Raw genomic sequence first — 17,428 nt, forward strand, 5'->3', positions numbered from 1 at the left:
CAATGACGACGACGATGCAAGCAGCAGTAGTAACCGAATTCGGCAAGGATCTCCAGATCCAGGACATCGCCGTTCCCACACCGGGGCCGGGGGAGGCCCTGGTCAAGGTGCTCACCACCGGCGTCTGCCACACCGACCTCCACGCCGCAGAGGGCGATTGGCCCGTGAAGCCGTCGCCGCCGTTTGTCCCTGGCCATGAAGGCGTGGGTGAAGTTGTGGCCCTCGGTGAGGGGGTCACTGACCTCGCCGTTGGTGACCTGGTCGGAAACGCGTGGCTCTGGTCTGCCTGCGGCGACTGCCAATACTGCCGCACCGGCTGGGAGACACTGTGCGAGGTGCAGCTGAACGCCGGCTACTCCGTTGACGGCTCCTTCGGCGAGTACATGCTGGTGGACAGCCGTTTTGCGGCCCGCATTCCGGCGGGCTCCGACCCCGTGGAGGTGGCACCTGTGCTCTGCGCCGGCGTCACCGTCTACAAGGGCTTGAAGATGACCGAGGCCAGGCCGGGGCAGTGGGTGACGATCTCCGGCATCGGCGGCCTGGGCCATATCGCCGTCCAGTACGCGGTTGCCATGGGGCTGCGTGTGGCAGCCGTGGACATCGCGGACGACAAGCTCGCGCTGGCGAAGGACCACGGCGCTGAAGTGACGGTCAACGCCCTGCACGAAGATCCAGCAGAAGTCATCCAGCGCGAAACCGGAGGTTCCCATGCAGTCTTGGTTACGGCAGTGCACCCGTCAGCTTTCGGACAGGCGATCGGCATGGCCCGCAGGGGCGGGACGATTGTGTTCAACGGACTGCCACCGGGTGACTTTCCGGCGCCGATCTTCGAGATTGTGCTCAAGGGCCTGACTGTCCGCGGCTCGATCGTGGGGACCCGGCAGGACCTCGAGGAAGCACTCGATTTCTATGCCCAGGGCAAGATCCACCCCACGGTCTCAGTTCGGGAGCTCGGGGAAGTCAACGCCGTCCTTGACGAAATGAAACACGCCAAGATCGACGGCCGTGTGGTGCTGAGGTTCTGATGCCAGCGACAAGGCTTAACGCCGCAGTGACGCTGCCTGGGGAAGATTTTTCCCGGGTGGCGCTCACCGCGCAGGCCGTGGAACTGCTGCAAAAGCTGTGGCTGCAGCACGGGCCGCTCATGTTCCATCAGTCCGGCGGCTGCTGCGATGGCTCCGCTCCCATGTGCTATCCGGCCGGCGAGTTCATCACCGGCGATGCGGATGTCCTGCTGGGGCTGTTTGATATTTCGGACGGACTTAAGCCGGAGCCGTTGGAGTTTTGGATGTCCAGGGAGCAGTTCGAGTATTGGAGCCACACGCACCTGACGGTGGATGTGGTGCCGGGCCGGGGGAGCGGCTTCTCGGTGGAAGCCCCCGAAGGCAAGCGCTTCCTCATCCGGTCCACCCTGATGACGGATTGGCCTGTTTAGACAATACTTAGACAATTCGACGCAGTAACCCTTGGGGCCCTCCGAAAGGAGGGCCTCAAGCTGTTTCCCGCATTAAGTTCGGCGCTCTGCCTGTCTCACCATTCGGAAGGATTGCGAGCAGCTTCCCGCTGGGCCGTAAAGTTGATAAGTCCGTTTCCCCCAAAAATCAGGATCAACTACTCATGAACCTTCTCCGGACCAAATCCATCGAGCAGTCCATCGCGGACGCTGATGAACCCGGACGCAAGCTCAAACGGTCACTCAGCACCTGGGACCTGATGATCATGGGCGTCGCTGTCGCAGTCGGAGCCGGGATCTTCTCGGTGGGCGCGAAGGCTGCGGCCAACTTCTCCGGCCCGGCCGTGACGGTCTCCTTCGCCATCGCCGCAGTGACCTGTGCCCTGGCCATCATGTGCTACGCCGAGTTCGCCACCGCCATACCCGTTGCCGGGTCCGCTTACGTCTTTACGTACGCCACCATGGGCGAGGTGCTCGCGTGGATCATCGGCTGGAACCTGATCCTGGAGCTCTTCACCGCCGCGGCCGTCATCGCGAAGTACTGGGGCATCTACCTCAGTAACGTGTTCGCACTGATGGGGGCCGATGTTCCTGCGGCCGTTTCCATCGGTGGCGTGGACCTCTATTGGGGCGCGTTCCTGATCGTCGCCGTTTTCACCGTTCTCCTGGTGCTGGGAACCAAGCTCTCGGCTCGCGTGGGCAACGTCTTCACCCTGATCAAGATCGCCGTTGTGCTCTTTGTGATCGTTGTGGGCTTCACCTACGTGAAAGTCGAGAACTACAGCCCGTTCGTCCCGGCCGCTGAGCCCACCGCCGGCGGCGCCGCTGACGTCCTCAAGCAGTCCTTCTTCGGCTTCCTCACCGGTGCCGCCCCTGCGCAGTACGGCACGCTCGGTGTCTTCGCGGGCGCAGCCCTGGTGTTCTTCGCGTTCATCGGCTTCGACGTGGTGGCCACGTCCGCGGAGGAAGTCAAGAACCCGCAGAAGACCCTGCCGCGCGGCATCTTCGGCGGCCTCGCCGTGGTGACGGTGCTTTACATCCTGGTGTCCCTCGCGCTGACCGGCATGGTCTCCTACACCGACCTCGCGGCGGCAGAAAACCCCACGCTCACCACCGCGTTCGAAGCCGTTGGCAACACCACCGCTGCCAAGGTCATCGCGTTCGGTTCCCTGATCGGCCTCACCACCGTCATCATGGTGCTGCTCATGGGACTGTCCCGGGTGGTGCTGGCCATGAGCCGCGACGGCCTGCTGCCGCGGTCCCTCTCCAAAACCAGCGACAAGCGTTCGACGCCGGTCCGCCTCCAGATCATCTGCGGCGCCGCCGTGGCACTTGTGGCGGGCCTGACCAACGTGGACCTGCTCGAAGAAATGATCAACATCGGCACACTGTCCGCGTTTGTGATGGTCAGCCTGGGCATCCTGGTGCTGCGCAGGAAGCGCCCCGACCTGAAGCCGTCCTTCCGCGTGCCGTTCGGCAAGGTCCTCCCGGTGGTTTCCGCCGTGCTGTGCCTGTACCTGATGATGAACCTGGCCGTGGAGACGTGGATCTTCTTCGCCGGCTGGCTGGTTATCGGCATCGTCATCTACTTCGCTTACGGCCAGAGGCACTCCCGCCTGAATGAAAAGTTCGCTGCGGCCAAGTCTGCAGTGGATAATGCGCCCGAGAAGGAAATGGCGTCCCGCCCTTAGTACCCAACTCTTCGCACAGCACCAACAGAGGCATCCCTCCGCTCCAGGCGGCCGGGTGCCTCTGTTGGTGCCCGCCCTATATCGTTACTGACATGAGCGAAGTCCAGAGCCCACCCGTTTCGGCCATCCTTTAGGCCAACCCGGTGGTAGCCGTCCTCCGCGCCCGGCACGCCCGGGAATACGCGCCGGTGATCGAGACCCTGTCAGCGGCGGCGTGCGGTCCATCGAACTGACCCTCAGCGCCGACGGGGTCTTTGACCTCCTGCCCGACCTCAAACGGCAATTCGGCGGGGACCCGGAAATCGGCGTCGGCACTGTCACCTCCGGGGACCAGGCCCGCCAGGCGCTCGACGGCGGCGACCTTGCAGCCCTCACGGTCCGGTCCCGCCAGCTGAGTGCACTGGTGGCGGAAGCGGTCCAGGCGAGGATTACGCGGTGACCTTCACCGACGTCGTGACCTTCGGCGAAACCATGGGCCTGATGAAAGCCGACACACCCGGCCCGCTGGCCCAGGTGTCCTCCCTCAGCCTCGGCATGGGCGGTTCCCAAAGCAACTTCGCCATCGCGCTGCGCCGGCTCGGCACTTCGGTGACGTGGGTTGGCCGCGCCGGCAACGACAGCCTCGGCGAACTGGTGCTGAGGGAGCTCGCGGCCGAAGGGATCGTGGTGGACCCGCTGCGCTACGAGACGGCACCCACCGGCTTTATGATCAAAGAGCGCCGCACCATGGACCAGCTCAGGGTCTGGTACTACCGGTCCGGAAGCGCAGGTTCGCGCTTGGCCCGGACGGACATCCCGGCCGGCCGGATTGCCAACGCCCGGCTCCTGCACCTCACCGGCATTACCCCCGCACTGTCGCCGTCCGCTGCGCAGGCCGCCCAGCACGCGCTCGATATCGCGCGCGATGCCGGTGTGCTGGTCTCTTTCGACCTCAATTACCGGGCCGCGCTGTGGTCCGCCGACGACGCGGGAAAGGTCTTCCGCAGCTTTATCACGCAGGCGGACATTGTGTTCGCCGGCGACGATGAAGCCGCCATTGCGGTAGGACCAGCGGAGGATCCCCTGGAGCTCGCCCGGCGGGTTGCCGCCCTGGGACCCGGTCAGGCGGTCATCAAGCGCGGGGCCGCGGGCTGTGCCGCTGTGATCGACGGCGTGGAATACTCGCAGGACGCCGTCCGGGTCAACGCCATCGATACCGTGGGCGCCGGTGATGCGTTTGTGGCCGGCTACATTTCGGACCTGCTGGCTGGAGCCTCGGTCCAGGAACGGCTGCTCACCGCGGTCCGCACCGGAGCCTTCGCCTGCCTCGTGCCGGGCGACTGGGAGGGCACGCCGCGCCGCCATGAGCTTGCCTTGCTCGACGCAACCGAACCGGTGGCACGCTGACGCATATCCGACGCTGCAGGGAGGGTCTGGATCGGCGCCGCGGCGCTGGGTACGGCACACCGTCCTGCCCTCCCTAAGATGGATTCATGGCCCGCCCCGCAAAACCGGAGCGCAAAGCAGAGCTGCTGAGCGCAATCCTTGACTACCTGATGGACAAGACGCTGGCCGAACTGACGTTCCGCACCCTGGCCGAAGGCCTGGGCATCAGTGCGTACGCGCTGGTTTACCACTTCGGTAACCGCGAACAGCTGATCACGGAAGTCATCCGCTCCATCGAATCCAGACTGGACAGCATGCGCAGCACTGACGTCCGGGAGATCAGCCGCGAGGCCTGGCGGGCGTACCTTCTTGAGTCGTGGCAGTGGACCATGGCCCAGCGGAACCGGCACCTTGCCCGGCTGGAGTTTGAGGCCACGGCACAGGATATCGTCGCCGCTGAACCCCGGGGCACAGCCCAGGAGCATTTCCGCATGCTGCATTACAAGACCCGTGACTGGCTGATGGTCCAGGGTGTTGCCGAGGAGTTTGCCGACACCGATGCACGGCTCTTTACGTCCACGTTCTACGGGCTGCAGTTCGACTTTGTGGTGATGAACCAGCCGGAGGCGGCAACGAAGGCCTTTGAGCTGATGCTGACGGTGTTCTTCAACAACCTCGAGTACCGGCAGGCGGCCGCCGGGGAAGAGTCCAGCCACGAAGAGCGCAGCCATGAAGAGTCCAGCCACGACGGCGCCAGGTAAGAAGTGGTCCGGTAGCCCCTGCGTTCAGCTGAACCCTTGCGTTCAGCCAAACTACTGCCTTCAGCCGACAGCTGTTACGGCGCGGCGTGACGGCCCACCCACTCCACCAGGGGCCGCAGCTGGTCCCAGAGCCCGGCTACCTTCCGGGCTGCATCGGGCGATTCCACCCAGTCCGGCCGGCCCAGCTCCATGCCGGCGGAGAGCGACTTGTGCTTAAGCAGCTCCGCCCGGGGATGGTCCCGGTCATAAGCGCGCGGCACAGTTTTGAGTTTCTCGCCCTCCACCGCAAAGCCCGCGGCAGCCACACCGTCCACGATGTGCCGCAGCGATTCACCCGGGCCGGAGGCATCCACCGAATTTCGGAACCGGGCCAGTTGCGCAGGAGTATGGGAATGGTAGCCGCCACCGACCAGCAGCCCGTCAGCGCTGATCTGCAGGTAGTAGCCCACGCCTTCCTGGACTGACGCAAAGGCGCCCTGGGCCGTCTTATATGGCGACTTGTCCTGGGCAAACCTGATGTCCCGGTTGGGACGAAAGATCTTGCCCGGCCCGAACCGCGGCTCTAGCTCGGCCAGCAGTGCCGCGACCGGGTCCCGGACCAAGGTGTTGTAGCTGTCTTTGTGCTCCAGCCACCACTCCCGGCTGTTGTTGTCCTCAAGCTCGGCGTAGAACGCGAATGCTCCTGCAGGGATGCCCTGGAATGTGTTCATGCAGCGATCCTAGGTATTCGAACAAAGTCCAGCCAGAGCCCGCATCACGTATGTGGATAGCGTCACATTCGGGCGTAAAATCGAACATCAGCTGACGCCTTCCGCCATCCGGCTACTGGCGTCAGGAGGATAACGATGGGAAGAACAAGTTGACCCTTGAATCTCTCATGCCAGAGAGTGCGAACAGCGGCGCATGGGGGCGTCTCACTCCCGTGCCAGTGCACGAAGGAGTGTCATGAAACGTCGTACCGTTATCGCTGCCCTTGCCGCAGCATCCGTCCTGGGCTTGTCAGCCTGTGGGTCCGGCTCACCGAGTTCCCCCGGAGGCGGCACCTCCACTGCAGGGGCTACGGGGGCACGGAACTGACCAAGATCAGCGTGGGCGTTATCCCGATCGTGGACTGCGCCCCGATCTACCTGGGCAACAATCAGGGGTTCTTCAAGGATGAGGGCCTGCAGTTAGATATTCAGACCGCCACCGGCGGCGCAGCAATCGTGCCGGGCGTGGTCAGCGGCAGCTTCGACTTCGCCTTCTCCAACTTGATTTCCGTGATGGTCGCAAAGGACAAGGGTCTCGACCTCAAATTCGTTGCCAACGGCGCGTCCAGCACCGGCGAGCGCGGCAAGGATGTGGGTGGTATCGTCGTCCCGGCCAGCTCGAGCATCAACTCCGCCAAGGACCTCGCTGGCAAGACCGTCTCGGTGAACAACCTGTCCAACATCGGCGACACCACTATTAAGTCGGCCATCGAAAAGGACGGCGGCGATCCCTCCAACGTGAAGTTCGTCGAGGTCGCCTTCCCGGACGCCCCGGCTGCGCTGGCCAACAAGCAGGTGGACGCGGCCTGGATTCTGGAACCGTTCGCTTCCAAGGCCGTCGCCGAGGGCGGCACCGTGGTCTCCTGGAACTTCGTCGAGAGGAGCCCGGAGCTGGACATCGCCGGTTACTTCACCAAGTCTGACACCATCAAGAACAAGGCGGACCTGACCGCGAAGTTCACCCGGGCCATGAACAAGTCCCTCGAGTACGCGCAGGCAGGCGCACCCACAGGAGGTCCGCGACCTCGTGGGCACGTACACCAAGATCGACGAGGCCGCACGAGCCAAGATCGTGCTGCCGCGCTACAAAGTCGACTTCAACAAGGACGCCTTCAAGACCCTCGGTGACGCTGCCGCCAAGTACGGCACTCTGACCAAGGCGCCGAACGCAGGCGACCTCCTCCCGTGAGTGCAGACGCTCTAACCTCCGGCGGTCCCGTCCCCAGCGTGGGGCGGGACCGCCAGTACGTCCGCAAGGTGCCTACGAAACAGCTGCTCGGCTTGGCCGGGATTGTGGGATTCCTGGGCACCTGGGAACTCATTCCGCGGCTGGGCATCATCAATGAACGTTTCCTCCCCCCGGCCGGCGATGTCATTGTGGCACTGGTGCGGGACGTTGGGCTGACCGCATTCTGGATCTCGGTCGGCGAAACCATGACCGCCTGGTTCCTGGGCCTCGTCATCGCCGTCGCCTTGGCGGGGTCCGGCTTGCTGCCACAGTGGCGCTGGTCCTGGCCATCACGGCGGAACTGGTGATCGGGTCGCCTGGCCTCGGGCGTGAGATCGCCCTTGCCCAGTCCGGCGGCGCCATCTCGGGCATGTATGCCCTGGTGCTTGCCACTGGCCTGATCGGCGTGGCAATTAACGCACTGATGCGGTTCATCGAAAAGAAGACTCTTTCCTGGCATTCCTCCGTCCGTTCCGAGGTGATTGTGTGAAAGCCCTGAAGACCCTTGGCCACCTGCTGGCGTTGCCGGTTTTGCTGGTCCTGCTCTGGTGGGCCTCAACCCTCGGTGCCGTCAACTTCTTCGTCCCCACCCCTGCCACCCTGGTCAGTAAATTCGGCCAGGTCTGGTTCGGCCCCCGCTTCCTCTCCGACGTGCTGCCCAGCATCGGAAGGCTTCTGGTCGGCGTCGTCGCAGCCATCGTGATCGGCATCGTGGGCGGGGTACTCATCGGCTCGGTCCGATGGCTCCGGGCCCTGCTGGAACCGACGCTGGAGTTCTTTTGCGCCAACCCGCCGCCGGTCCTGGTCCCGGTCCTGATCCTGTTGATGGGCATCAGCGACTCCATGAAGATCGCTGTCATCATCTCCGGCTGCGTCTGGCCTGTCCTGCTGAACACCATCGAAGGAGTCCGGGCTGTCGACGGGGTGCTCTCTGATTCGGCCCACACCTACGGCATCGACGGCTGGGCCCGTGTCAGGTACCTGGTATTGCCTTCGGCCAGTCCGCAGATCATGGCAGGGGTGCGCCAGTCGTTGTCCCTCGGGCTGATCCTGATGGTCATCTCCGAAATGTTCGCCTCGTCCTCGGGGCTTGGCTTCACCATCGTCCAGTTCCAGCGGTCCTTCGCCATCCCGGAAATGTGGTCCGGCATCGTGGTACTCGGTCTGCTGGGCGTGGCTTTGTCGTTCATTTTCCAGTGGGCCGAGCGAAACATCCTGCGCTGGTACCACGGCCAGAAAGAGGTAGAAAATGCAGCCTGATCCCACCCGCCCGGCTCCGGAGGCCATGCTCTCCGTCCGCGGCCTGAAGAAGGTGTACCAGACCGACGGCGGCGACATCGAGGCTGTGCGTAACCTGACCTTCGACCTGCGTGCCGGCGAACTTGCCTGCCTCGTGGGTCCCTCCGGGTCCGGGACAACGTGGAGCTGCCGCTGAAAAACCAGGGGGTGCCCAAGGCTGAACGGGACAAGCTCGTTGACGAGGCCCTTGAGGCGGTGGGCCTTGCCCACGTCCCGCGCTCCTATCCCTGGCAGCTGTCCGGCGGTATGCAGCAGCGCGTGGCGATCGCCCGCGCCATTGCGTACCAGCCCGAGGTCCTGCTGATGGACGAGCCGTTCGCGGCTGTGGACGCGCGGACCCGGGCGGATCTGGAGGACCTGATCCGCACCATCTGGAAGAAGTTCGGCGTGACGGTGCTTTTCGTTACGCACGACATCGACGAATCGGTTTACCTCGGCGAACGCGTCATCATCCTCTCCAGTTCCCCGACCGTGGTCCAGGAGGACATCATGATTGACCTCCCGGTGGAGCGTGACCAGTAGGAGACCCGGTCCCTGCCGCGCTTCACCGAACTCCGCCACCACGTGTACGAGCAAATCCAGCGCGCCAAAAAGGGCCACCGCCCCGCGGCGGCAGGTGAGCCGGAGACGCTCACACGCTCCTAGCCCCTATAAGTGAGGCGTGCGCGTCAACTCAACGCTAGAAACAACGCCACAAACTAAACAACCCGCCACGAAAAATCGTGGCGGGTTGTTTTGTTGTGCCGCAAGGGGCCTCAAGTGGCGAATTAGCCGATCTTGTTGGCTGCCTCGGCGTCGGAGTCGGTGGAACCGGCGCCGAGGTTGGCGCGCAGCTTGGCGCCGAGCTCGGCGTCAACGTTGGTCCAGTACTGGATGGCCCGTTCCTTGATCTCGGGGGTCTTCACGCCGCCCACAGCACCGGTGAGGGTGTCCAGCAGGCGGGCCTTGGCGCCGTCGTCGAACACTTCGCGGTACAGGGCGCCGGCCTGGACGAAGTCGCCGTCCTCGGCACGGAGGGAGTGTGCGGAAAGCGTCAGCTCGCCGTCGTTCTCCCAGCCACCGGCCGGGGAAGCCGGCTCAACAGCGGCGGGGCCGCCCACGGAGTTCGGTGCGTACACCGGAACGGAGGGAGCGTTGAAGCTGAAGCGCCCCTGGCCGTCCTGGCTGTAGTTGTTGACCTGGCTCTTGGGCTGGTTCACCGGGATCTGGGCGTGGTTGGTACCCACGCGGTAACGGTGTGCATCGGCGTAGGAGAAGATGCGGGCCTGCAGCATCTTGTCCGGCGAAGCGGCGATGCCCGGCACGAAGTTCGACGGCGCGAAGGTGGCCTGCTCGATCTGCGCGAAGTAGTTCTCCGGGTTCTTGTTCAGCTCCATGGTGCCCACGTGGATCAGCGGGTAGTCGGCGTGCGGCCACACCTTGGTGAGGTCGAACGGGTTGAAGCGGTACGTCTTGGCGTCCTCGTATGGCATGACCTGGACGTGCAGTTCCCAAGACGGGAAGTTGCCCTCGGCGATGTTTTCCTGCAGGTCGCGGATGTAGAAGTCCGCGTCCGAGCCGGCCAGCCCTTCGGCCTGGTCGCCGGTCATGGCCTTGACGCCCTGGTTGGACTTGAAGTGGTACTTGACCCAGAAGCGCTCGCCCTCGGCGTTGATCCACTGGTACGTGTGCGAGCCGTAGCCCTGCATTTCACGCCAGGAAGCCGGCAGGCCGCGGTCGCCCATGAGCCAGGTGACCTGGTGTGCGGACTCGGGGGACAGGGTCCAGAAATCCCACTGCATGTCAGCGTCGCGCAGGTGGGTGCCCGGGAGGCGCTTCTGGGAGTGGATGAAGTCCGGGAACTTGATGCCGTCGCGGATGAAGAAGACGGGGGTGTTGTTGCCCACGAGGTCGTAGTTGCCCTCGGTGGTGTAGAACTTGACGGCGAAGCCGCGGGGATCGCGCCAGGTGTCAGGGGAGCCGCTCTCGCCGGCAACGGAGGAGAAGCGGATCAGCATGTCCGTCTCGGTGCCCGGCTGCAGGAACGCTGCCTTGGTGTATTTGGAGACGTCCGAGGTGGTCTTGAACGTACCGAACGCGCCGCCGCCCTTGGCGTGGACTACGCGCTCCGGGACCCGCTCGCGGTTGAACTGGGCGAGCTTTTCGATCAGGTAGTGATCAGTCAGGATGATGGCACCGTCGGCACCAACTGACTGGGAGTGCGCGTCGGACGTGACGGGGGCACCTGACTGGGTCGTTGAAATGGCAGTCATTGTTCTCCTATTTCTTGATTACTTGGACGTTCTGGAGGGAAAGTTGTTGGGACTGCTGGCAGTCCTGGCAGATGCCCTGGTACATCACATCCGCGATCTGGATGGTCATGGGCTTGGCGTTCGCATCCCAGTGCGGGGTGAGGCAGGGCGCATGTCCGACGGCGCATTCCACGTCCTCGACGCGTCCGCAGCTGATACAGATGGCGTGGTGGTGGTTGTCACCGACGCGGGTCTCATACAGGGCGGGGGAGTGCGGCGGCTCGAAGCGGCGCAGCATATGCAGGTCGGTCAGGTCCCCCAGGACCACGTAGACGGACTGTGCAGTGAGTTCCGGGAGCTCTGTGCGTGCGGAGGCCAGAATGCTTTCTGCCGGTGAATGCGGGTGGTGTTCGACGGCGGCCAGCACGGCGAGCCGCTGCTTGGTCACGCGGCGGCCGTGTGCCCGCAGGGCAGCAGCCCATGCATCGTGGCCGCCAAGGTGTTCCGTCATGGTTTCTATTTAACCACTTATTTTGATTTTGTCACAATAAGGCGTGGCTAACTTCCGGCAGATTCAGGAACTCCTGGAGGGGGTTAACTGACTCGCCTGCCGAGCGGCCCAGGGCATGGACTTCCCGCCCTACCGAGCCCGGATCCGGCGCCACGCAGCTCAGTCCGGTGACGCCGCGGCCTCCCGTCAGTCCCTGCACGGCGGCGCCCAGCGCCAGCAGGAGGCCGGCAGTCAGTGCTCCGTCCGATGCCGGTGACACGACGGCGTGGTGGTCGCCGGCCGTCAACGGGGGCGCGGCCGCAATCAGTTCAGGCAGCGGCGCGGCTTCCGGCGAGGCGGGCTCTCCCGAGTGCTCCCCAGCCAGGCGGCGCAGCGCGGTGCGCAGGCCGCCGTCGTACTCCGCGAGCTCCTCTTCTGCCGCCGGTACGCGGCGCTGGGTTGGAAGCAGCAGCTGTTCACCCAGAGTGACTGGCTCGCGGTCCCAGCGCCCGAACTGGTGGAACGTTGGGGTGGACGATTCCGCCTCCGGCTCGCCGATGGCTGTCCCGATGGGGTGCCACTGGTGCGCAAACACCACGGTGCAGCGCGTGGCACTCAAGAGCGGCGCGCAGGCCATCAATCAGCCGGCGCGGAGGGCCATCATTCCCACGCTGATCGGCACGGAACTGCTTCCCGCGGCCAACGCGCTCAGCATGCTTTCGTTCGGCTGGCCATGACAGTGGGGCCGCTGGCCGGCGGCCCGCGCGTGGGGGACCTGCTGGCCGGGGGCGGGACTAAGATCTTGAGTGAGGGCTGGGTCCTGCTTCTGGGCGGAATGGTTTGCGTGCTGGTGGCCTGGGTGGCGGCGCAGCTGCGGCCGGGTTTCCGGAAGTACGATGCCCATGATCCGGTGCCGTAGTTCCCCGCCCGCTGGCGAACCCTGTGGGGGCCCTGCTGAGGCTGACCCTGCCGGGGCGACGTGAAGGAGCGGACGTGCACAAACATCACAACGGCCTGAAGACCGCAGCGCTCTTTGGTGTCCTCTGGGCGGTGCTGCTGGGGCTGGGCGTCCTGATCGGCCTCAACACCCGCAGCGCGGCGCCCATCTGGATCATGGCGCTGGTGGGTGTTGCCACCACGGCGTACGGCTACTGGAACAGCGATAAAATCGCCATCCGTTCCATGCAGGCCTACCCCGTGACGGCGGCCCAGACGCCGCAGCTGTACCAGATTGTCCGGGAGCTGTCTGTGCGTGCAAACCAGCCGATGCCGCGCATTTATCTCGCGCCCACCATGAATCCGAACGCGTTCGCCACTGGCCGGAATCCCAAAAACGCGGCCGTCTGCTGCACCGAAGGCATGCTGCAGCTGCTCGACGCCCGGGAGCTTCGCGGGGTCCTGGGCCACGAGCTGATGCATGTGTACAACCGGGACATCCTCACGTCCTCGGTGGCGGCCGCGGTGGCCGGTGTGATCACCTCGGTGGGCCAGATGCTGCTGTTCTTCGGCGGCGACCGGCGCAACTCCAACCCGCTCTCGATGCTGGCCATGGCGCTTCTGGCGCCGTTCGCTGCCTCACTGATCCAGCTCGCCATTTCGCGGACCAGGGAGTACGACGCCGACGAGGACGGTTCGCAGCTCACAGGCGATCCGCTGGCGCTCGCCTCAGCTCTGCGCAAGATTGAACAGGGTGTCCGGGTTGTCCCGCTTCCGCAGGACCAGAAGCTGGTCAACGCCTCGCACCTGATGATCGCCAACCCGTTCCGCGGCGGCGCAATGACCAAGCTGTTCGCGACGCACCCGCCCATGGGGGACCGGATCGCCCGGCTGGAGCGGATGGCTGGCCGTCCGCTTAACTGAGGCCAGCCGACAAACAGCGCGCCGCCGTCGTCCGCTGCTGAGGACACGCAAACGGCCGGGTGAAACGCAATCGGGCTGGGGACACCGAAATTCCGGTGTCCCCAGCCCGATTCTGTGTCCCGTCGCCGGACCAGTGTCCTTGCTGCGGAAGTCAGGCCGAGAACAGCCCTTCGCCGTCCGAGCCATCAGTGAAGTTGTAGCCGCGGCGCAGCATCCGCGCACCCTTGTTCTGCTCCGCGTGGGCTATCCGCACATGCGCATTGGCGGCGATCAGCGGGTGGCTGGCCAGGCCGCTGGCGGCAAAGTCGGGGCGGTGAACTCCGTCCCGCCGGAAAGCGGGGCGCCCTCCGCCTTGGTCCTGCCAATCAGGTTCTCCTGTTCCCGGAGCGAGGTCCGGTCCCAGATCTCGATGTGCATGCGGATGCGGCGGGCCACGAGGTAGCTGCCGCCCTCCATCCAGGCCTCAGTGGCCGGGGCGCCGCCGGGCACCCAGATGTGTTCGTCCAGAAACGCCGGGTCTTCGGACTTGACGTTGTTGGTCCCGTCCTTGAAGCCGAAGAGGTTCCGCGGCGTCTGTTGCGCCCGCGAGGTGGAGGACGTGCGGCCGAAGCCCAGCTGGGACCAGCGGACACGCGCCTTGCCGAACGAGATGCGCGCCAGGTTCCGGATGGCATGCACTGCTACTTGGGGGTCGTCGGAACATGCCTGGACGACCAGGTCCCCGCCCGTTCGCTGATAGTGGAGGTCATCGCCCGGGAAATGCGGCAGGTCGATCAGCGCAGCCGGCCGGCGGCCCTCCAGCCCGAACCGGGCCGTGTCGTCCTTCCCGAACAGTGTTGGGCCAAAGCCGAAGGTCAGCGTCAGGAAAACGGTCCGGGCCCACCGAAATCGGTGGTCCCCGGACCCTTGGCGCGGCGCGGCGCGTTGCCGGTGCCGCGCGGTGCCGGTGCCGTGTGGCTAGCTGCGGAAGTTAACGAACTGCAGGTCAGCCTCGTCAAAGTCCTTGAGCAGGGCCATGACGGCCTGCAGGTCATCGCGGGACTTGGAGGAGACGCGGAGTTCGTCGCCCTGGATCTGGGACTTGACTCCCTTGGGCCCTTCATCGCGGATCAGTTTGTTGATCTTCTTGGCCAGGTCCTGCTCGATGCCTTCCTTGATGGAGGCTTCCAGGCGGAACTCCTTGCCGGACGCGAACGGCTCGCCGGTGTCCAGCGACTTCAGGGAGATGCCGCGGCGGATCAGCTTGGACTGGAGCACGTCCAGCACTGCCAGGACGCGTTCCTCCGAGTTGGCCTTCATCAGGATCTTCTCGCCGCTGAAATCGACCTCGGCGCCCACGCCCTTGAAGTCGTAGCGCTGGGTCAGTTCCTTCTGCGCCTGGTTCAGCGCGTTGGCCACTTCCTGCTTGTCCACTTTGCTTACGACGTCGAACGTTGACTCGCCGGCCATGACTCTCCTTGTGCTGATGGTTGCCCTCCCATTGGCTCTGGAAGGGCGTGGATCTCTGCATTCCAGCCTAATACGGATCGGCTCTGGCGCTACTGCGCATCCTGCATGATTGACGATTCACAGTTCCCTCCTAGCCGACGCACTGCGGGAACGAAGCTGGGCAGGCGAGAGTTGAACCAGTTGGAACAAGCACGAAAGGGAAGCTATGCATCGCACCGCAGTCCATTACGTCACCCGAACCACTGCCGCAGCCGCCGGAGCAGTCGTCACGGCCGCCACGTCCGTCGTCGCCGCAGCCCTGGCAGGATCCATTGTTTTCAGCCCCGTACCGGACGCCTCTGCCCGCATGGATGGCGTCAGCGAGGACCTCCGCCGGGCAGTGCAGCTGAATCAGATCACGGCGGAGCAGGCTGTTAGGTTCGAGGCAAAGCTGGCGGGGCGGATTCTTGGGGAGGCCTGATTTCGCTCTTCTTCCGCGGAATTGCAAGGCTTTTGGGGTCCGTCTCCGTGGCGGAGCGGCTCGATTCGATTCTTCGGCAGAAGTTCTGTAAAGTTGTCTTGCCCGCGGTTACTGGAAGCGGAACGGCCCGGAAACGGACGTTCTGCAGACTGCAGCCGGGGGTGATCTTCTTTTGAAGTTCGGCAGATTACCCGAGCGGCCAAAGGGGGCTGACTGTAAATCAGCTGGCAACGCCTACGGGGGTTCGAATCCCTCATCTGCCACCCAAGGAAAAGCCTCCGGAACCACCAGGTTCCGGAGGCTTTTTTGTGCCCTTCAGCGCATGGCTTCTGACGGCGCCTCCCGCAGTCCTTCGGCGGCCCCGATTCCCCTTCCGTTGGACTACTCCCCGCGGGGTCGCAGGGGAATTGACCATGCAAAGGGGAAAAGACAGGCCCAAAATCAGGGGAGGAATCGTCATCGACAGGCGCTCGCGGCCCGGCGTAGGCTGGCAGCATCGGCGCATGTGCCCCCGATGCCCTGCGTCGATTCATCCATCGATGAAGGAGGACCAATGAGTGTTGTACGTGAATTCATGACTACGGATGCGCGCTGTATAAAGGAGAACCAGTCCCTCGTTGAGGCTGCCCGGATGATGCAGGACCTGGACTGCGGGTCGTTGCCCATCTGCGGCGATGACGGCAAGTTGAAAGGCCTGATCACCGACAGGGACATTGTGCTCCGCTGTGTTGCCGCCGGCCGTAATCCGGGCGAGATGATGGCCCGTGACCTCGCGTCGGGCAAGCCGCATTGGATCGATGCCGACGCGAACATTGATGCCGCCATCGAGATGATGGAGCAGTACCAGATCCGCCGGCTGCCGGTCATTGCTGACCACAAACTGGTGGGTATCATCAGCCAGGGTGACATCGCCCGCAACTATTCCGAAGAGCGCGTCGGCGAGCTCGTGGAGCATGTCTCCGCACGGAAGCCGATGTAACGCTCCCACTTAAGGCCTTGTCCGCGGCTCCCGGCCTTGAACGTTCGGAACTGCGGACAAGCTGAGGAGCGGTGCCTGCTATGGCAGTTCACCGCGACGTGGGTGGTCAGTTAAGCGCAATCAGCAACATCTGGTTGGTCCCCGGGATGCAGGTCTGCAGGATGGCCCGGGGGAAACCGCCGAAGACCCGGATGACGTCGTTGGTGGTCCCGGGATTGGGGACCTGCCCGCGGGCCGTCGCCGTGTAGGTCCCGTAGCCGGGGATACTGATGGTCTCACCCACGGCAATGCCGGAGAACCGTGCCCAGCCGCCACAGAAATCGTGTTCAGTTATGAAGAGGGAGTAGCCATCGTTGGGCGTGTAATGGATAGGCCCGATGCACGCATCAACCATGGACTGGCCGCCGGCGCCCGCAATATAGATAGTCCGGACGGCCGGTGCCGCCGGTACCAGGGGAGCAGGCGCAGGGGCGGGAGCGGCGGCCGCCACCGATGCGGTAACAGGCGCCTGCGCCGGTGCTGCAGCTGGTGCTGAAACCGCGACGGCGGGACCCGTCAGTTTCAGCGTCTGGCCGGGAACGATGGTGCTGTATCCGCTGAGTCCGTTGGCTGCGAGCATGGCACCCATGTCCACGCCGTGCGCGGCGGCGATCGTACCCACGGTGTCACCGGCAACCACGGTGTACAGGTTGTTGTCCACTGCCGGTGCCGGTTCAGGGGCGCTTGAGGGCGGTGCCTCGGCCGGCGTTGCCGCCTCCGGTGCCGCCGCAGCAACTGCAGCTGCCCCCGGTTCAGCTGAGCCAGCGTAGGTTTCATCCAATGGTGCCGGGGCCAGCGGCCGGGCGACACGCACCACCGGTGGGTCCGCCGTCGTGATGACCGCTGCCGGGGCCGGTGCCCCAGCAGTCGTTGCCACGGGTCCTATCAACGTGGCAAGGCTGACGGAGGCGACCACGATGGCGCAGGCCATGCCTAACCACAGCCTGTTGTTGACCGGTTTGTGGCCTGGTGTGAGATCGACCCGTGGCGCGCATGTTTCGAAATTCCGGCGGGGTAATTCGGAATGGTCTACGGTCAACTGCTTCATAGGTGGCCTATCGAGCGTCGGCCCGGCAACAGGTTCGGTGGGGAGGCCACGGCTCCCATGCAGGACGGATCGAGATGTGGTGCGCCCCGCAGTTCCGGAGTATGTCCGGCGACGCACGGCGCACGATGGGAGGCGCCCGCATACCCAGAAGATACGGATGCTCCGCAATGAAGCGGCATCACCCACCCCGGCATTGGAGGATGCGCCAGCAACTTTGTTCGGCCCTAGGAATTTCGAGTCTAGGAAGCGCCCGCAGGCGGGGCACGAGTAGGGACTACCCTAATATTTCAGCCGGATACTTGGCCCGCCATCAGTTCCATACTCAA

General features: G+C 64.5%; 21 protein-coding genes, 1 tRNA gene and 2 pseudogenes. 17 read left to right on the forward strand and 7 right to left on the reverse strand.

The window, feature by feature from the left end:
• The first annotated feature begins 2 nt into the window (after positions 1 to 2).
• The 6 genes from adhP (at position 3) to ABIB27_RS13975 (ending at position 5,270) form a co-directional block, all read left to right on the forward strand.
• The gene (gene adhP / locus ABIB27_RS13950; protein WP_354216442.1) at positions 3 to 1,025 is read left to right on the forward strand and encodes an alcohol dehydrogenase AdhP; all 1,023 of its coding nucleotides are present in this window, start codon (positions 3 to 5) and stop codon (positions 1,023 to 1,025) included.
• Positions 1,025 to 1,435 carry a DUF779 domain-containing protein gene (locus tag ABIB27_RS13955; RefSeq protein ID WP_354216443.1) on the forward strand — a complete coding sequence of 137 codons (411 nt, stop codon included), beginning with the start codon at positions 1,025 to 1,027 and terminating at the stop codon, positions 1,433 to 1,435. The genes adhP and ABIB27_RS13955 overlap by 1 nt, the downstream gene beginning before the upstream one ends.
• A gap of 182 nt (positions 1,436 to 1,617) precedes the next feature.
• Positions 1,618 to 3,144 (forward strand): amino acid permease, encoded by a 1,527-nt coding sequence (locus tag ABIB27_RS13960; RefSeq protein ID WP_354254073.1) that lies wholly within the window; start codon positions 1,618 to 1,620, stop codon positions 3,142 to 3,144.
• Between the two features lie 214 nt (positions 3,145 to 3,358).
• Positions 3,359 to 3,583, forward strand: coding sequence for a beta/alpha barrel domain-containing protein (locus ABIB27_RS13965; RefSeq protein ID WP_354216445.1), 225 nt, complete (start codon positions 3,359 to 3,361; stop codon positions 3,581 to 3,583).
• On the forward strand, positions 3,580 to 4,530 hold the full coding sequence (locus tag ABIB27_RS13970) for a sugar kinase (protein WP_354216446.1): 951 nt from the start codon (positions 3,580 to 3,582) through the stop codon (positions 4,528 to 4,530). The genes ABIB27_RS13965 and ABIB27_RS13970 overlap by 4 nt, the downstream gene beginning before the upstream one ends.
• An 86-nt stretch (positions 4,531 to 4,616) precedes the next feature.
• Entirely contained in the window at positions 4,617 to 5,270 is a 654-nt protein-coding gene (locus ABIB27_RS13975; RefSeq protein ID WP_354216447.1) for a TetR/AcrR family transcriptional regulator, read from the forward strand.
• A gap of 74 nt (positions 5,271 to 5,344) precedes the next feature.
• Here the strand turns inward: ABIB27_RS13975 and ABIB27_RS13980 are convergent, their stop codons facing one another.
• A complete protein-coding gene (locus ABIB27_RS13980; protein WP_354216448.1) occupies positions 5,345 to 5,980 on the reverse strand; it encodes a DUF2461 domain-containing protein in 636 nt (211 codons plus the stop codon).
• A 378-nt stretch (positions 5,981 to 6,358) separates the two neighbouring features.
• Here ABIB27_RS13980 and ABIB27_RS13985 point away from each other — a divergent pair, with 378 nt between their 5' ends.
• From ABIB27_RS13985 to ABIB27_RS14005, 5 genes and pseudogenes are all read left to right on the forward strand, one after another.
• Complete coding sequence (locus tag ABIB27_RS13985; protein WP_354216449.1) at positions 6,359 to 7,147, forward strand: ABC transporter substrate-binding protein; 789 nt, start codon at positions 6,359 to 6,361, stop codon at positions 7,145 to 7,147.
• Between the two features lie 57 nt (positions 7,148 to 7,204).
• The gene (locus ABIB27_RS13990; RefSeq protein ID WP_354216450.1) at positions 7,205 to 7,555 is read left to right on the forward strand and encodes an ABC transporter permease family protein; all 351 of its coding nucleotides are present in this window, start codon (positions 7,205 to 7,207) and stop codon (positions 7,553 to 7,555) included.
• On the forward strand, positions 7,519 to 7,737 hold the full coding sequence (locus tag ABIB27_RS13995) for an ABC transporter permease subunit (RefSeq protein WP_354216451.1): 219 nt from the start codon (positions 7,519 to 7,521) through the stop codon (positions 7,735 to 7,737). Before ABIB27_RS13990 ends, ABIB27_RS13995 begins: the two co-directional genes overlap by 37 nt.
• Complete coding sequence (locus tag ABIB27_RS14000) at positions 7,734 to 8,507, forward strand: ABC transporter permease (protein WP_354216452.1); 774 nt, start codon at positions 7,734 to 7,736, stop codon at positions 8,505 to 8,507. Before ABIB27_RS13995 ends, ABIB27_RS14000 begins: the two co-directional genes overlap by 4 nt.
• A pseudogene (locus tag ABIB27_RS14005) lies at positions 8,497 to 9,191 on the forward strand (ABC transporter ATP-binding protein). The gene ABIB27_RS14000 and the pseudogene ABIB27_RS14005 overlap by 11 nt, the downstream one beginning before the upstream one ends.
• Positions 9,192 to 9,313: 122 nt before the next feature.
• Here the strand turns inward: ABIB27_RS14005 and ABIB27_RS14010 are convergent.
• Genes ABIB27_RS14010 through ABIB27_RS14020 form a run of 3 tightly spaced genes read right to left on the reverse strand, consistent with a single transcriptional unit; the run spans position 9,314 to position 11,865 of the window.
• Positions 9,314 to 10,798, reverse strand: coding sequence for a catalase (locus ABIB27_RS14010; RefSeq protein WP_354216453.1), 1,485 nt, complete (start codon positions 10,796 to 10,798; stop codon positions 9,314 to 9,316).
• Between the two features lie 7 nt (positions 10,799 to 10,805).
• Positions 10,806 to 11,288, reverse strand: coding sequence for a Fur family transcriptional regulator (locus ABIB27_RS14015; protein WP_354216454.1), 483 nt, complete (start codon positions 11,286 to 11,288; stop codon positions 10,806 to 10,808).
• 31 nt (positions 11,289 to 11,319) lie between these two features.
• Positions 11,320 to 11,865: a hypothetical protein gene (locus ABIB27_RS14020; RefSeq protein ID WP_354216455.1), complete on the reverse strand. Its 546-nt coding sequence runs from the start codon at positions 11,863 to 11,865 to the stop codon at positions 11,320 to 11,322.
• 10 nt (positions 11,866 to 11,875) lie between these two features.
• Between ABIB27_RS14020 and ABIB27_RS14025 the strand changes: the two genes are divergently transcribed.
• The 3 genes from ABIB27_RS14025 (at position 11,876) to htpX (ending at position 13,127) form a co-directional block, all read left to right on the forward strand.
• Entirely contained in the window at positions 11,876 to 12,004 is a 129-nt protein-coding gene (locus ABIB27_RS14025; RefSeq protein ID WP_354216456.1) for a hypothetical protein, read from the forward strand.
• Positions 12,001 to 12,186 (forward strand): hypothetical protein, encoded by a 186-nt coding sequence (locus ABIB27_RS14030; protein ID WP_502909223.1) that lies wholly within the window; start codon positions 12,001 to 12,003, stop codon positions 12,184 to 12,186. The genes ABIB27_RS14025 and ABIB27_RS14030 overlap by 4 nt, the downstream gene beginning before the upstream one ends.
• A 74-nt stretch (positions 12,187 to 12,260) precedes the next feature.
• Positions 12,261 to 13,127, forward strand: coding sequence for a zinc metalloprotease HtpX (gene htpX / locus ABIB27_RS14035; RefSeq protein ID WP_354216457.1), 867 nt, complete (start codon positions 12,261 to 12,263; stop codon positions 13,125 to 13,127).
• A 154-nt stretch (positions 13,128 to 13,281) separates the two neighbouring features.
• On the opposite strand, the pseudogene ABIB27_RS14040 reads toward htpX, so the two are convergent.
• Both ABIB27_RS14040 and ABIB27_RS14045 read right to left on the reverse strand, forming a co-directional pair.
• Positions 13,282 to 13,991 (reverse strand): annotated as a pseudogene (locus ABIB27_RS14040) (Dyp-type peroxidase); the annotation flags it as partial.
• Positions 13,992 to 14,084: 93 nt separating this feature from the next.
• Positions 14,085 to 14,576 (reverse strand): YajQ family cyclic di-GMP-binding protein, encoded by a 492-nt coding sequence (locus tag ABIB27_RS14045; protein WP_354216458.1) that lies wholly within the window; start codon positions 14,574 to 14,576, stop codon positions 14,085 to 14,087.
• A 205-nt stretch (positions 14,577 to 14,781) separates the two neighbouring features.
• On the opposite strand from ABIB27_RS14045, the gene ABIB27_RS14050 reads away from it, so the two are divergent.
• The 3 genes from ABIB27_RS14050 to ABIB27_RS14060 all read left to right on the forward strand — a co-directional run bounded on the left by ABIB27_RS14050 (position 14,782) and on the right by ABIB27_RS14060 (position 16,015).
• Positions 14,782 to 15,036 carry a hypothetical protein gene (locus tag ABIB27_RS14050; protein WP_354216459.1) on the forward strand — a complete coding sequence of 85 codons (255 nt, stop codon included), beginning with the start codon at positions 14,782 to 14,784 and terminating at the stop codon, positions 15,034 to 15,036.
• A gap of 181 nt (positions 15,037 to 15,217) precedes the next feature.
• Positions 15,218 to 15,299: transfer RNA gene (locus tag ABIB27_RS14055), tRNA-Tyr, on the forward strand.
• A 290-nt stretch (positions 15,300 to 15,589) separates the two neighbouring features.
• Entirely contained in the window at positions 15,590 to 16,015 is a 426-nt protein-coding gene (locus ABIB27_RS14060) for a CBS domain-containing protein (RefSeq protein ID WP_354216460.1), read from the forward strand.
• 106 nt (positions 16,016 to 16,121) lie between these two features.
• Here the strand turns inward: ABIB27_RS14060 and ABIB27_RS14065 are convergent, their stop codons facing one another.
• Positions 16,122 to 17,102: a LysM peptidoglycan-binding domain-containing protein gene (locus tag ABIB27_RS14065; RefSeq protein WP_354254075.1), complete on the reverse strand. Its 981-nt coding sequence runs from the start codon at positions 17,100 to 17,102 to the stop codon at positions 16,122 to 16,124.
• Between the last annotated feature and the right edge of the window lie 326 nt (positions 17,103 to 17,428).

The sequence above is a fragment of the Arthrobacter sp. UYEF21 genome (assembly GCF_040546085.1).
Classification (GTDB): domain Bacteria; phylum Actinomycetota; class Actinomycetes; order Actinomycetales; family Micrococcaceae; genus Arthrobacter.

Bases quoted from the DNA above. Each gene is read 5' to 3' on its own strand.
- adhP (WP_354216442.1), top strand. From the start codon at position 3: ATGACGACGACGATGCAAGCAGCAGTAGTAACCGAATTCGGCAAGGAT.
- ABIB27_RS13955 (WP_354216443.1), top strand. From the start codon at position 1,025: ATGCCAGCGACAAGGCTTAACGCCGCAGTGACGCTGCCTGGGGAAGAT.
- ABIB27_RS13960 (WP_354254073.1), top strand. From the start codon at position 1,618: ATGAACCTTCTCCGGACCAAATCCATCGAGCAGTCCATCGCGGACGCT.
- ABIB27_RS13975 (WP_354216447.1), top strand. From the start codon at position 4,617: ATGGCCCGCCCCGCAAAACCGGAGCGCAAAGCAGAGCTGCTGAGCGCA.
- ABIB27_RS13980 (WP_354216448.1), bottom strand. From the start codon at position 5,980: ATGAACACATTCCAGGGCATCCCTGCAGGAGCATTCGCGTTCTACGCC.
- ABIB27_RS14010 (WP_354216453.1), bottom strand. From the start codon at position 10,798: ATGACTGCCATTTCAACGACCCAGTCAGGTGCCCCCGTCACGTCCGAC.
- ABIB27_RS14015 (WP_354216454.1), bottom strand. From the start codon at position 11,288: ATGACGGAACACCTTGGCGGCCACGATGCATGGGCTGCTGCCCTGCGG.
- ABIB27_RS14030 (WP_502909223.1), top strand. From the start codon at position 12,001: ATGACAGTGGGGCCGCTGGCCGGCGGCCCGCGCGTGGGGGACCTGCTG.
- ABIB27_RS14045 (WP_354216458.1), bottom strand. From the start codon at position 14,576: ATGGCCGGCGAGTCAACGTTCGACGTCGTAAGCAAAGTGGACAAGCAG.
- ABIB27_RS14050 (WP_354216459.1), top strand. From the start codon at position 14,782: ATGCATCGCACCGCAGTCCATTACGTCACCCGAACCACTGCCGCAGCC.
- ABIB27_RS14060 (WP_354216460.1), top strand. From the start codon at position 15,590: ATGAGTGTTGTACGTGAATTCATGACTACGGATGCGCGCTGTATAAAG.
- ABIB27_RS14065 (WP_354254075.1), bottom strand. From the start codon at position 17,102: ATGAAGCAGTTGACCGTAGACCATTCCGAATTACCCCGCCGGAATTTC.